At 70.3% G+C, this 13,234-nt stretch carries 13 protein-coding genes; 7 read left to right on the top strand and 6 right to left on the bottom strand.

Going from position 1 to position 13,234, the window contains the following annotated elements; genetic code table 11:
• The first annotated feature begins 363 nt into the window (after positions 1–363).
• The 3 genes from FB380_RS13685 to FB380_RS13695 all read left to right on the top strand — a co-directional run bounded on the left by FB380_RS13685 (position 364) and on the right by FB380_RS13695 (position 3,729).
• The gene (locus FB380_RS13685) at positions 364–2,979 is read left to right on the top strand and encodes an MGH1-like glycoside hydrolase domain-containing protein (RefSeq protein ID WP_208382849.1); all 2,616 of its coding nucleotides are present in this window, start codon (positions 364–366) and stop codon (positions 2,977–2,979) included.
• A gap of 106 nt (positions 2,980–3,085) precedes the next feature.
• Positions 3,086–3,346, top strand: coding sequence for a type II toxin-antitoxin system CcdA family antitoxin (locus tag FB380_RS13690; protein ID WP_166755507.1), 261 nt, complete (start codon positions 3,086–3,088; stop codon positions 3,344–3,346).
• A 104-nt stretch (positions 3,347–3,450) separates the two neighbouring features.
• A complete protein-coding gene (locus FB380_RS13695) occupies positions 3,451–3,729 on the top strand; it encodes a hypothetical protein (RefSeq protein ID WP_166755508.1) in 279 nt (92 codons plus the stop codon).
• Between the two features lie 240 nt (positions 3,730–3,969).
• Here FB380_RS13695 and FB380_RS13700 read toward each other — a convergent pair whose 3' ends face one another.
• Entirely contained in the window at positions 3,970–4,845 is an 876-nt protein-coding gene (locus tag FB380_RS13700; RefSeq protein WP_341800206.1) for a phosphorothioated DNA-binding restriction endonuclease, read from the bottom strand.
• 290 nt (positions 4,846–5,135) lie between these two features.
• On the opposite strand from FB380_RS13700, the gene FB380_RS13705 reads away from it, so the two are divergent.
• From FB380_RS13705 to FB380_RS13715, 3 genes are all read left to right on the top strand, one after another.
• On the top strand, positions 5,136–5,765 hold the full coding sequence (locus FB380_RS13705) for a DUF4352 domain-containing protein (protein WP_166755510.1): 630 nt from the start codon (positions 5,136–5,138) through the stop codon (positions 5,763–5,765).
• Between the two features lie 421 nt (positions 5,766–6,186).
• A protein-coding gene (locus FB380_RS13710; RefSeq protein WP_249523877.1) for an IS3 family transposase occupies positions 6,187–7,364 on the top strand; the annotation gives its coding sequence in 2 pieces (ribosomal slippage) (positions 6,187–6,471 and positions 6,474–7,364; 1,176 coding nt in all).
• Between the two features lie 19 nt (positions 7,365–7,383).
• Complete coding sequence (locus FB380_RS13715; RefSeq protein WP_166755511.1) at positions 7,384–7,908, top strand: nuclease-related domain-containing protein; 525 nt, start codon at positions 7,384–7,386, stop codon at positions 7,906–7,908.
• 29 nt (positions 7,909–7,937) lie between these two features.
• On the opposite strand, the gene FB380_RS13720 is transcribed toward FB380_RS13715, so the two are convergent.
• Complete coding sequence (locus tag FB380_RS13720) at positions 7,938–8,258, bottom strand: DUF1905 domain-containing protein (protein WP_166755512.1); 321 nt, start codon at positions 8,256–8,258, stop codon at positions 7,938–7,940.
• Positions 8,255–8,635, bottom strand: coding sequence for a VOC family protein (locus FB380_RS13725; RefSeq protein WP_166755513.1), 381 nt, complete (start codon positions 8,633–8,635; stop codon positions 8,255–8,257). Before FB380_RS13725 ends, FB380_RS13720 begins: the two co-directional genes overlap by 4 nt.
• 202 nt (positions 8,636–8,837) lie before the next feature.
• Between FB380_RS13725 and FB380_RS13730 the strand changes: the two genes are divergently transcribed.
• On the top strand, positions 8,838–9,698 hold the full coding sequence (locus FB380_RS13730) for a hypothetical protein (RefSeq protein ID WP_166755514.1): 861 nt from the start codon (positions 8,838–8,840) through the stop codon (positions 9,696–9,698).
• A gap of 83 nt (positions 9,699–9,781) precedes the next feature.
• On the opposite strand, the gene FB380_RS13735 is transcribed toward FB380_RS13730, so the two are convergent.
• From FB380_RS13735 to FB380_RS13745, 3 genes are all read right to left on the bottom strand, one after another.
• Positions 9,782–10,705, bottom strand: coding sequence for a carbohydrate ABC transporter permease (locus FB380_RS13735; RefSeq protein WP_166755515.1), 924 nt, complete (start codon positions 10,703–10,705; stop codon positions 9,782–9,784).
• A complete protein-coding gene (locus tag FB380_RS13740; RefSeq protein ID WP_166755516.1) occupies positions 10,702–11,691 on the bottom strand; it encodes a carbohydrate ABC transporter permease in 990 nt (329 codons plus the stop codon). The genes FB380_RS13735 and FB380_RS13740 overlap by 4 nt, the downstream gene beginning before the upstream one ends.
• Positions 11,692–11,818: 127 nt before the next feature.
• Positions 11,819–13,210 carry an ABC transporter substrate-binding protein gene (locus FB380_RS13745; RefSeq protein ID WP_166755517.1) on the bottom strand — a complete coding sequence of 464 codons (1,392 nt, stop codon included), beginning with the start codon at positions 13,208–13,210 and terminating at the stop codon, positions 11,819–11,821.
• Between the last annotated feature and the right edge of the window lie 24 nt (positions 13,211–13,234).

Below are 13,234 nucleotides of genomic sequence, written 5' to 3' on the forward strand. Positions count from 1 at the left end.
GAGGTGGGCAGTCCGCGACCGGCAGGTCGCCCCCGGTGCACTGCCGCAGGAGCGTGCTGGACGCCGTTTCGGTCCGGGGGACGACGACTGCGCGACCACGACACCTGCCCTCGTGCAGTTCCCGTGGTCCTCCGCCGGACCGGCGACGGCGGGGACGGGAGCGACGGGCGGTACGTCCGGCGGTGAGCCTGGTCTCGGAGACCCGCGCACTTCACTTGCGCGCAACCTCGTCGTGGCACTGTGGAGGTCGTGTCTGCCGCTGATCCCGGCGCCCCGCTCCGAGACCCGGACCCGGCGCCCGCTCCCCGAGACACTGACCGACCCCGCAGCGCCGAGCACGCCCGGCTGGCCGAGTCCGCGGACATGTCCGCCCCCTGGCGGATGTGGGGCCCCTACCTCGCCGGCCGGCAGTGGGGGACGGTCCGCGAGGACTACTCCGCCGACTCCGACGCCTGGGCGTCCTTCCCGTTCGACCACGCCGTCGCCCGCGCCTACCGCTGGGGCGAGGACGGCCTCGGTGGTCTCTGCGACCGCTACGGGTTCCTCAACTTCTCCGTGGCGATGTGGAACGGCAAGGACCCGGTCCTCAAGGAGCGGCTGTTCGGGCTGACCAACGCCGAGGGCAACCACGGCGAGGACGCCAAGGAGTACTGGTGGGCCGTCGACGGCACGCCCACGCACTCCTGGATGCAGTGGCTCTACCGCTACCCGCAGGCGGAGTTCCCCTACGCCGAGCTGCGTGAGGAGAACGCCCGCCGCAGCCGCGACGAGCGGGAGTACGAGCTCGCCGACACCGGCGTCCTGGACGGCGACCGGTTCTTCGACGTCCAGGTCACCTACGCCAAGGACGCCCCGGACGACGTCTGCATCGTCGTCACCGCCACCAACCACGGGCCCGAGGCCGCGCCGCTGCACCTGCTGCCGCAGGTGTGGTTCCGCAACACCTGGTCGTGGGGCGGCGACAAGCGTCAGGGCGTGCTCAGCCAGATGCTCGCCCCGACGCTGGCGGTCAACGGGCTGGAGGCGGTCGAGGCCGAACACGGCTACCTCGGCCGGTACGTCCTCGCCGCGGAGGGCGCCCCCGAGGTGCTCTGCTGCGACAACGAGACCAACGCCGTCGGCCTGTTCGGTGCCGAGCGCAACGCCAGCCGGTACCCGAAGGACGGCATCAACCGCCGCGTCGTCCACGGTGACCGTGCGGCGGTCAACCCCGCCGACACCGGTACCAAGGCCGCGTTCTGGTACCGCTGGGACGCCGTCGAGCCGGGGGAGACCGTCACCGTCAAGCTGCGGCTGAGCCAGCACGACCCGGACGAGGAGACCTTCGGCGACCAGTTCGACGCCGTCCTGGACGCCCGCAAGGCCGACGCGGACGAGTTCTACGCCGACGTCATCCACCCCAGCCTGCCCGCCGACGACCGGCACGTCGCCCGCCGCGCCTACGCCGGCCTGCTGTGGACCAAGCAGCTGTACCGCTACGACGTCGCCCAGTGGCTCGACGGCAGCCCCGACGAACCGGCACCGGAGGAACGCAAGCGGCGGGGTGGTCGGAACACCAGCTGGCGGCACCTCGCGCTGGCCGACGTCATCTCCATGCCCGACGAGTGGGAGTACCCGTGGTTCGCCGCGTGGGACACCGCCTTCCACTGCCTGCCGCTGGCGCACGTCGACCCGGCGTTCGCCAAGGAACAGCTGCTGCTCATGTGCCGCGAGTGGGCGATGCACCCGAACGGCCAGCTGCCCGCCTACGAGTGGGCGTTCGGCGACGTCAACCCGCCGGTGCACGCCTGGGCGGCCTGGCACGTCTACCGCCTCGACGGCGGCCGGGACCGCGAGTTCCTCATCCGGGTGTTCACCAAGCTGCTGCTGAACTTCAGCTGGTGGGTCAACCGCAAGGACGCCGACGGCTCGAACGTGTTCGAGGGCGGCTTCCTCGGGATGGACAACATCGCGCTGTTCGACCGGTCCGCGCCGCTGCCCCCGGGCTACCGGCTGGAGCAGTCGGATGCGACCAGCTGGATGGCGTTCTACTGCCAGCAGATGCTGAAGATCGCCCTGGAGCTGTCCCGGCACGACCAGGCGTGGGACGGCGTCGCGACCAAGTTCTTCGAGCACTTCCTGGCGATCTCGCAGGCGATGAACGCCTTCGGCTCGCACGAGGTGAAGCTCTGGCACGAGGACGACGGGTTCTTCTACGACGTCCTGGTCGCCCCGGACGGGACGTCGGAGCCGCTGCGGGTGCGCTCGATGGTCGGGCTGCTGCCGATCCTGGCGGCCACGGAGATCCCGCAGTGGGTCAGCCAGCTGCCGGACGTCGCGGCGCGGGTGCGGTGGTTGCAGAAGCGCCGTCCGGAGCTGATGGGCCCGCTGCGCAGCCGGTCGACGCCCGAGGGCCGGAAGATGATCCTGTCGCTGGTCGGCAAGGAGCGGCTGCAGCGCATCCTGCAGCGGATGTTCGACAGCGAGGAGTTCCTCTCGCCGTTCGGCATCCGGTCGCTGTCGAAGTCGACCGGGCAGGTGTTCGCCAACGTCGGCGGGCGGGACGTGTCGATCGAGTACGAGCCGGGGGAGTCGCGCACCAGGCTGTTCGGCGGCAACTCCAACTGGCGCGGGCCGGTGTGGTTCCCGGTGAACGTGCTGCTGGCGGACAAGCTGCGGACGCTGGGCCGGCACTACGGCGACTCGTTCACCATCGAGATCCCGACCGGTTCGGGCAACCGCCGCACGCTGGTGGAGGCCGCCGACCTGATCGACAACTCGCTGACCGGGCTGTTCCGCCCGGTCGACGGGAAGCGGCCGGCCGACGGCAAGCGCATCGAGGCCAGCGACTCACCGCTGTGGCGGGACCACCCGAGCTTCAGCGAGTTCTTCGACGGCGACACCGGCGAGGGCCTGGGTGCCACCCACCAGACCGGCTGGACGGCGTTGGTCGCCCACCTGCTCAACCCCCGCCTCCCCGCCGACCCCCGCTGGTCCTGACCCCCTCAGGGGCCGAAGTCGCGACTTCGGCCCCTGAGGGGCTGCGCGCCCGACGGAGCTGTGGACGACGACCGGCAAACAGCCCGATCGTGCGTATCTTGTGCGCATGGCTCGCGTCAACATCACCGTCCCGGATGAACTGCTGGGCCGGGCGCGCGCTGCTGACCTGAACGTCTCGGCGCTCACGACGGCTGCGCTGGCCGAGGAGCTGGACCGGCGGGCCAAGATCGCTGCGCTCGATGCCTACCTGGCGGACCTGCAGCAGGCCCACGGCCCGGTTCCGGAGGAGGAGATGGCCGCGGCCCGGGCGTGGGTTGACGAGGTCGCACCGCGGGACGCCGGATCCAGCTCGGTCCGGTCGGCGTGACCCTCGTCCTCGATGCCGGTGGTCTGAGCGGCCTCGCCGGGCAGCGCGCCCGACTCATCGCGCTCCGGGATCGCGGGCTGTGGCCGGCAGAGGTCCCAGCACCCGTGTTGACCGAAGCTCTGACCGGGGACCATCGGCGAGACTTCCACGTCAACCGCCTGCTCCGCGCCTGCCTGGTCCGTCCGGCGGACGAGGTGACGGCACGGTCGGCGGCCCGGCTCCGCACCGCGACCGGGCGCGCCGCCACGATCAGCGCGACCGATGCGATCGTCGCTGCCCACGCCGCCGGTCGCCCTGAACCGATCGTCCTGACCAGCGATCCGGGTGACATCGGCGCACTCGTCCAGCACGCCGAGCGTCGGGTCACCGTCGTCCCGGTCTGAGCCGTCGTCGGACCGGCTGATCAGCTGCTCGTCGCCTGAGGCCGGGAACCGACCGGGTGGGCCGTGGTGATGCGCTCGGTGAGGCGGACCTCGTAGGTCCGGCTGGACGCCGCTGGTCGCCCACTGCTCACCCCGCCTCCCCGCCGACCTCCGCTGGTCCCGACCCCCTGAGGGGCTGGAGTCGCGACTTGGGCCCCTCAAGGGCGTCCTGACACGGTCCTGAGCTGGCGTCGCCAGTGCTCAGCTGGCCAGGGGAGCTCCCTGGAACACCTGCTCTCGGTGCCAGACCATGTGCGGCGCGGCGGGCAACGGAGTGCCCGGCCGGGGCCGCAGCCGGAGTCCGTGCAGCTCGTAGACCGCCCGGCCGGTTGCCGTCCTGGCCGAGAAGCGCTGGGAGACGACGACCGCTGCGTCGTCGTCCAGGCCGAGGACCCCGCGGTCGAACAGCTTGTGGTGCAGCGTGCACAGGGCCAGGCCGTTGTTCAGCTCGTCCGGACCGTCGAGCGCGAACCACCGCACGTGCGCGGCATCCAGGCCGATCGTCATCCCACCAGCCTGTCCGTCGAACCCGCAGAAGGCGCACTGCCTGTCCCATGCCTCCAGTACGGCGGTCCGCCAGGCGGAGCTGCGCCGACGGCTCCGGGACGCACCGGGGTGCTCGCCGACAGCGGCCGCCTCCGGATCGAAGCCGACGGCGGAGAGGACGTCTCCGGCGACCGTGGACGGGAAGTGGCTGTCGACGAGAACGCGGGCGACTGTTTCGATCAACGCAGGTTCACTGCGCAGCCTGGCTTCGAGTGCCTGCTCGAATCTGCCGGTCACGCCTGCCCGGAGCGGGCTGACGTTGTCCATCACGACGTCCCGGTCCAGGGTCCAGATGCCGTCGGCGCGCAACCGGGTGAAGGGATACGCCGCGCTCTGCGCACGCCCGGTCCTCGACGCCGGCCCGAACTCGGCGATCAGGTCGGCCAGCTCGACCTCCGCCACCGACCAGGGGACGTCGCTCCGGCCGTTGGCGGCCAGCCGACCGAGCGCCAGCAACGCGAGCAACGGCTTGTGCGGCGAGCGCTGGCCGTTCTGCTGGTGCTGGCGCAGTGAGGAGAAGACGGCGAGCACGTCCCGTGCGCCTGTCGCGGTTGAAAGCTCGTCCTCGTCGCTCAGCCGTGGCACAGAGGGACTGTCGCACGGCATCAGCGCTCACCTCAGCGAGGTGAGGCAGACCCGATGCAGGTGTCTCGCATCTCGTGCTCCAGGCGACGGAGGTGGCGCATGTGCCTGTGGTGACATCGGCGGGCGTCACCTGACAGGGAGTGTGACCGCGGTTGGTCGACTGTGGTCCCCGGTTCCGGGTTCTTGGCCGCCTAGTTTCGGAACAGAACGTTCTGAACCGAAACGGGGAGACCGACATGACGCATCCGCCCACGCTCGAGGAGCGGCCCGAGCAGCCGCCGCAGGCCAAGGCCAAGAAGCCGCTGTACAAGCGCGCGTGGTTCATCATCCTGGCCGTGATCGTGGTCTTCGGTGTTGCCGCGAACATGGGCGGCGGTGACACGGACAACGAGGCGACGGCCAGTGGCACGGACGCCGCTCCGGATGTCGTGGCTCCCGTGGCCGAGCCGGTCGCGGAGGAGGAGCCGAGCAACCCGGGCATCGGTGAGCCGGCTGCTGACGGCAAGTTCAACTTCGTCGTCAACGGTGTCGACTGCTCTGCCACGGAGATCGGGAACGAGTACCTCGGCACGACGGCCCAGGGGCAGTTCTGCGTGGTCGACGTGACCATCTCGAACATCGGGGACGAGGCGCAGAGCTTCTTCGGTGACAACGCCAAGCTCTTCAACGCGGAGGGCCAGGAGTTCTCGGCGGACAGCGAGGCCGCGATCTACCTGGAGGACTCCGGGTCCCTGTACGAGGAGATCAACCCGGGCAACAGCCTGAACAGCAAGGTCATCTTCGACGTGCCCGCCGGCACCGTGCCGACCGCGATCGAACTGCACGACTCGGCGTTCTCCGGTGGGGTCACCGTCGACCTGCAGTGAACTGACAGCCGACAGGGCCTCTCACCGCGCTCGGTGAGGGGCCCTGCGCCTGTTCCCTGTCCGGTGAGGGCTGCGAGATGCCGCCCACCCAGGGGCCGACCAAGGCAACGACGGCAGTGGAGGTTCGGCGGCACCCTTCAGGGGGAAGCGCGTTGCCTGGAATCTCGGTGGACTGATGCGGTGGACTACGACGCCATCGATCGCGGCACTCCAGGCGGCTCACTGCTGCGGACGTATGCACACCGGCGCGCGGCCCGAGAGGAACGGATCCGGGATCGCTTCCCCCGTGTGGGAGGGCTGGTCGTCGCCCTGAGCCACGAACCTGCGACCACGGCCAACTTCGCCCACGGCGGGGACTGCTGCACGAGTAGGTGACATCTGATCTGTGGTGCCGAGAGGTGCCGCTGGAAGGATGTTCACCGTGCCCAAGCCCTACCCCAAGGAGTTCCGCGACGACGTCGTGAACGTCGCCCGCAACCGTGAGCCGGGCCAGCACCTGAAGCAGATCGCTGCCGACTTCGGGATCAGCGAGTCCTGTCTGACGAACTGGATGAAGGCCGCTGACGTCGAAGACGGCGTCAAGCCCGGGACCACGGCGGCGGAGAACGCGGACCTGCGCGAGGCCCGCAAGCGGATCCGGTTGCTCGAGCAGGAGAACGAGGTCCTGCGCCGCGCGGCGGCCTACCTGTCGCAGGCGAATCTGCCGGGAAAATGATCTACCCGCTCGTCCGTGAGCTCGCCGTCGACGGGATCGCCGTGACGGTGACGTGCCGGGTTCTCAAGATCGCCCGCCAGCCCTACTACCGGTGGCTGGCCGACCCGGTCACCACCAGCGACCTCACCCAGGCGCACCGGGCCAATGCGCTGTTCGACGCCCACCGGGACGATCCGGAGTTCGGCTACCGCCTGCTCGTCGACGAGGCCGCCGCGAACGGTCAGCCGATGACTGCCCGGACCGCCTGGGCGATCTGCTCGACCAACGGCTGGTGGAGCGCGTTCGGTAAGCCTCGCCGGGGCAAGGGCGGCCGTCCCGGCCCGCCGGTGCACGACGACCGGGTCAACCGGGTGTTCACCGCCGAGGCGCCCAACGCCGTGTGGTTGACCGACATCACCGAACACCGCACCGCCGAGGGCAAGCTCTACCTGTGCGCGATCAAGGACGTGCACTCCAACCGGATCGTCGGCTACTCCATCGACTCCCGGATGAAGTCCCGGCTCGCGGTCACCGCGCTGGACAACGCCGTCGCCCGGCGCCATGCCGACGGCGCTGACGTGGCCGGCTGCATCGTGCATTCCGACCGCGGATCCCAATTCCGCAGCCGGAAATTCGTGCGCGCCCTCAACCGGCATCAGCTGTCCGGCTCGATGGGCAGAGTCGGCGCGGCCGGCGACAACGCGGCCATGGAATCGTTCTTCGCCCTGCTCCAGAAGAACGTGCTCGACCGCCGCCACTGGCGCACCCAGCAAGAGCTGCGGATCGCGATCGTCACCTGGATCGAACGCACCTACCACCGCCGGCGGCGTCAGGACGCCCTCGGTCGACTCACGCCCATCGAGTACGAGACCATCGTCCCCACACTGGCCGCTCAGGCTGCCTGACCCAACCTGTCACCTGGTCGTGCAGCAGTCCCGCGCGGTGGCGGAGATCCGTGTCGCGCGGTACCTGGCAAGGCGATGTGGTCCTGGAGTCGATCTGCTGTTCAACCGACGGCTGAGTGCCCGTGGGCGGGACGGCGACATCGACGTCCTGGCTGTGGCGCAGAACGGCGTTCACATCATCGACGTCAAGCGATACAAGGGTGCCGCGGTTCGGGTGCGGCGCACCGGAGGTCTGGTCCGGCCGGTGGACGAACAGTTGCTGATCCGCGGGAGGAACCACTCGAAGCTGCTCGGGTCCGTCGGGAGGCAGGAACGGGTGGTGCGGTCGCTGCTGGATCAGCTTCCGGACGGCGGCTTGGTGCGGGTAGACGCGTCGATGTGCTTCGTCGACGCGGACCTCCCATGGACGACTGAGCGCGTGGCCGGCGTTGCGCTCCTGAGTCCGAAGGGCGTTGCGCGGCGGTTGAACAAGCCAGGTCCTTTGGATGCCGAGACGCGAGGGCAGTTGCTCCGGCACCTGGCTGGTCACCTGCCGCCCGCCTGAGCTGCTGGGGCAGGCGACCAACCGGGCTGCTAGCCGGACGTCGCCCGCAAGCGGGCCCCGACCGGGTGGGCCGTGGTGATGCGCTCGGTCAGATGCACCTCGACGGTGTCGCCGGCCTGCTTGCCGATGGCGGCGCGCAGCGCGACCTTCACCGGCAACTCGTGCGTCCCGTCGCCCAGCGCCATGAACGAACTGCGGAACGGGTGGCCGTCGATCGTCCCGCCGACCTTCACCAGGCCGCGCGTGCCGAAGACGCCGACCGAGTCCGCCCACATCACGTAGGTCCACCCGCCCTCCGCCGGGCTCAGGCGCAGCGGCGCGGTGAATCGCTCGTCGAGGGCGGCCCTCACGCTCCCTCCACCAGCACCAGGACGTTCCCGTCCGGGTCGCGCACGGTGAACATCGGTGGGGCGACGTCGCCCATCCGCAGTACCTGCTCGTCGACGTCCACGCAGCGCCCGCGCAACCGGTCGTGCGCCGAGTCGGCGTCGGCCGTGCCCAACCGAATGCCCGGTGGGAAGCCGCTGCCGGCCGTGATCAGGGCGATCGTCGTCCCGCCACCGGCGGGTCCGACCTCGACCCACCGTCTGCCCGGGCCCAGCTCCGCGTCGCGCCCGACCCGCATCCCGAGGTCGTCCACGTAGAAGGCCAACGCCCGCGGCAGGTCCGTGACCACCACCGTGGTCGTGGCGACCCGCGTGACCGTGTCCGTCGTCGTCTCGTCCATGACACCCCTGCCTCCGCCCGACGCGCACGGTCGGACGGAGATCGAGACCCCGTCGGCGCCCCGAAGTCATCGCCCGGTCACCGAGCCCGAGGTGCAGTCCCCGGACGCCGACCTGCGCGCCGCGGGTGCTGGACGGGGTGACCGCCGACTGGTGAGCTGCACCGGCCATGCACCGTCCACTCACGGGGAGACCAGTTCGACGATGAACGCCAGACGCATCACCTCCGTCACCGCAGCGGCAGCCGCCGCCGTGGTGCTGTCCACCGCAACGGCCTCCGCGGCCACGACCGTCGAGCAGGTGCACCCCTCCGACCTGGGCGGCGCCTGGCACACCGGCGACACCCGCCCCGACGGGTCGCTCGACTGGAGCACCACCTACGGCGGTGCGCTCGGCACCGGGGCCGCTGTGCTGAGCACGCCGACCAGTGGCGCGAAGGTGCAGCTGTTCACCGATGCCCACGACGACACCCACCTGCGCGACATCACCGAGCTCGGCTACGCCACCTTCCAGGCGGTGGCCCCGTCGGGCAGCCCGGCCCTCCCGTCGCTGAACATCCGGCTCGACCGGGACGACGACGGCGACGTCGACGCCTACCTGGTCTACGAGCCGTACCAGGACGACGCCTTCTACGGCAACGCCGCCGTCCGCGCGGGGGAGTGGCAGACCTGGGACGCCTGGCACGACGGCCAGTCGCAGTGGTGGAGCGGCCAGATCGCCGAGTGCCCGCAGTCCACGCCCTGCACCATCGACCGGCTGCTGGAGCTGTACCCGGACGCCGTGATCCAGGAGGACCCGGTCAGCCTCCGGGCCGGCTCCACGCCGGCGGACGCCGACTTCAACGGCAGCCTCGGCGTCAACCAGGGCTCGGGCAACGCCGGCGTGGTCGGCGCCGCGGACGCCCTGCACATCGCCACCAGCACCGGCGTCGACGTCACCTACGACTTCCAGCCCGACGTCCGGCTGACCGGCAAGGACGACTGCAAGGACGGCGGGTGGGCGACCAGCACCGACCCGGTCTTCCGCAACCAGGGCGCCTGCGTCAGCCACTTCACCAAGCAGTAGCTGCGCCGGAGCACGACCGGGGGAGCGAGGACGGACGCCGGCCCGGGACCGATCGGATCGGTCCCGGGCCGGCGTTCGTGGTCTCAGCCCTTGACGCTGCCGGCCAGCAGGCCGCGGACGAAGTACCGCTGCAGGGCCAGGAAGACGATCAGCGGCAGGATCATCGAGATGAAAGCGCCGGGCGCCAGGAGGTACCAGTCCGAGCCCCGGGTGCCGGCCAGCTCGGCCACCCGCACGGTCAGCGGGACGACGTCGGGCGCGCCGCCGGCGAACGTCAACGCCACGAGCAGGTCGTTCCACACCCACAGGAACTGGAACACCCCGAACGCGGCGATGGCCGGCGTCAGCAACGGCAGCAGCACCGAGAAGAAGATCTTCACGTGGCCGGCGCCGTCCATCCGGGCGGCCTCCACCAGCGAGGCGGGGATGTCCTTCATGAAGTTGTGCAGCAGGAAGATCGCCAGCGGCAGGGCGAAGATCGAGTGCGACAACCAGATGGTCCAGAAGGAACCCGCGAGGCCGGCGTCCACGTAGAGGGTCAGCAGCGGGATGAGGGTGACCTGGATCGGCACCACCTGCAGCGAGAAGACGGCGACGAACAGGAAGTCCCGGCCGGGGAACTTGATCCACGCGAAGGCGTACGCGGCCAGCAGCGCGAGGCTGATCGGGATGACCACCGCCGGCAGGGTGATCACCAGCGAGTTGATGAACAGGGAGGCGAAGTTCGTCTGCCCGCCGTAGAGCACCTCGTTGTAGTTGAAGACGGTGACCTGCGGGTCGGTGAAGAAGGTCCACCACCCCGACCGGCGGATGTCCAGCTCGGGGCGGAACGACGTGATCAGCAGCCCGAGCGTGGGCAGCGTCCACAGCACGGCGATGACGATCGCGATGATCGACGCCGCCGGGGAGCTCAGCTTCTTCTTGGCCGATGCGGCCCGGCGCCCGGCCCGGCCGGTCGCGCGGTCCTCCGCCGGGACCGGGGCCATGACGGGGGTCGTGGTGGTCATCGGATGTCCTCGGACAGGCGCAGCTGGCGCACGTTGTAGGCGATGATCGGGATGACCAGCACGAAGAGGAGCACGGCCAGGGCGGCGCCCAGGCCGAAGTTGAACTGGCGGAAGGCCTGCGTGTAGAACTCGTTGGCCACGACGCTCGTGCCGAAGTTCCCGCCGGTCATCGTGCGCACCACGTCGAAGACCTTCAGCGTCACGATCGCGACGGTGGTGACCACGACGACCAGCGCCGGCCGGATGCTCGGCACGGTGACGTAGCGGAACATCTGGACCCCGCCCACGCCGTCCAGCCGGGCGGCCTCCACGACGTCGTCCGGGATCGCCTTGATCGCCGCCGAGAGCACGGTCATGGCGAAGCCGGCCTGGATCCAGATCATCACCACGATCAGGTACAGCGTGTTCGCCGGCGCATCGAGCAGGAACTGCTGCGGGTCGAGCCCCACGAGCACGAGCAGCTGGTTCAGCAGGCCGATCTGGTTCACCCCGGGCTGGTCGGGGCGGAACTCGTAGACGAACTTCCAGATGACCCCGGCGCCGACCATGGAGATCGCCATCGGCAGGAAGACCAGCGCCTTGGCGAGGGACTCGAAGCGGGTGCGGTCGACCAGGTAGGCGTAGACCAGCCCGAACGTGGTCGTCACCAGCGGGACCAGCACGACCCACAGCACGGTGTTGAGCAGGACGGTCTGGAAGTTGTCCTCGGTGAAGACCGTGGCGTAGTTGTCCAGGCCCACGAACGCCGAGCCGTCGCGGTTGAAGAACGAGCCCCGGATCGTGGAGATCGCGGGGTACACGAGGCCGACCAGCAGCAGGAGGAACGTCGGCCCCAGGAACCCGGCGACGACGACCCACAGGGGGACCCGGCGCGGTCGGTCGACGCCGAACAGGATGGCGCCCATCACGCCGGCGAACAGCAGGATCGCGAACACCATCAGGGCCAGCTTGTGCCCGACGGTGTCCGCATCGAGGAACCACTCCACCGCTTGCGACCTCTCCTCTCGACGAACATGACGTCGGGGACCACGGCTCACGCCGCTGTGGTCCCCCGGGAAGTGCCCGGCCCGGTCGCCGCCGGCGCAGAGCCGACGGCGACCGGGCCGGGGTGGATCAGGACGTCGGCCAGGCGTTCTCGACGTCGGTGAGGGCGGCCTCGGACGACTTGTCGTTGGCGATCCACTCGGTCAGCTGGGTCCACAGCTCCCCGGTGCCGATCTCACCCGGCATGAGGTCGGAACCGTCGAAGCGGAACACCGCCTCGGGGTCCTGGAACAGCTCCGCGGCCAGCTGGTCGATCGGGGACACCAGGTTCTCCGGGTCCAGACCGGTGTTGGCGCTGACCCAGCCCGGGCCGGAGACCTGGGCCTTGATGTTGGCCCACTCCGGCGAGGACAGGTACGTCTGGAACGCCTGGGTCGCCGGGTCGTCGTTGAACGCGGTGGTGAACTCGCCGCCGCCGAGGACCGGCGGGGCGCCGGCGTCGCCGATGGGCGGCAGCGGGAAGGCGAAGACGTCGCCGTCCGGGCCGACCTCGGTGCCCTCGGGCCAGTTGGCCTGGTAGAAGGACGCCTGGCGGTGCATCCAGCAGCTGCCGTCGAGGATCGGCAGACCGGCGTCGCCGAACTCGGTGGAGGCGATGGACTGGACCTCGCCGAGCCCGCCGTTGACGTACTCGGGGTTCTTGAGGATCTCCCCGACGGTGTTCAGCGCCTCGACGATCTGCGGGTCGTTGAAGGGGATCTCGTGGTTGACCCACTGGTCGTAGACCTCGGGCCCGGCGGTGCGCAGGACGACGTCCTCCAGCCAGTCGGTGGCCGGCCAGCCGGTGGCCTCACCGGAGCCGATCCCGGCGCACCACGGCTTGGCGCCGGTGGCGGCGATCTCGTCCGACAGCGCGATCATGTCGTCCCAGGTCTCGGGCACCTCGTAGCCGGCGTCCTCGAAGGCCGACGGTGAGTACCAGACGAAGGACTTGGCGTTGGCGCCCAGCGGGGCGGCGTAGAAGGTGCCGTCGACGCTGCCGTACCCCTTCCAGCTCTCGTCCCAGTACTCGTCGACGTTCGCCGCGACCTGCTCGGGGGCGGGGGAGACGGCGCCGGTGCCGACGAGCGTCTGCAGCAGCCCGGGCTGCGGGATGAAGGCGATGTCGGGGGCGTTGCCGCTCTGGATGCGCACGACCAGCTGCGCCTCGAACTCGCGGGAGCCCTCGTACTGGACGTCGACCCCCGTGCACTCCTCGAAGGGCACGTACGAGTCGATCTGCGGCTGGTCCTCGGGGTCGACGATCGAGGTGTAGACGCTGACGGTCTCGCCCTCCAGGTCGCCGAACTCCTCGTAGGGCGCGCAGTCGATCGCCAGGTCGGCGGCGTCCGCGGTGTCGCCGCCGCCCCCGCCGCTGTCGCCGCCACTGGTCTCGTTGGCGCCGCAACCGGTCAGCACCAGCGCTGCGGCCAGGCCGCCGCCCAGCGTCACCGAGCGCAGCCCTCTGGCACGCGTGTTCATGGGTGTTCTCCCTCCAGGCTCTCG

This window comes from Modestobacter marinus (assembly GCF_011758655.1).
GTDB lineage: Bacteria > Actinomycetota > Actinomycetes > Mycobacteriales > Geodermatophilaceae > Modestobacter > Modestobacter marinus.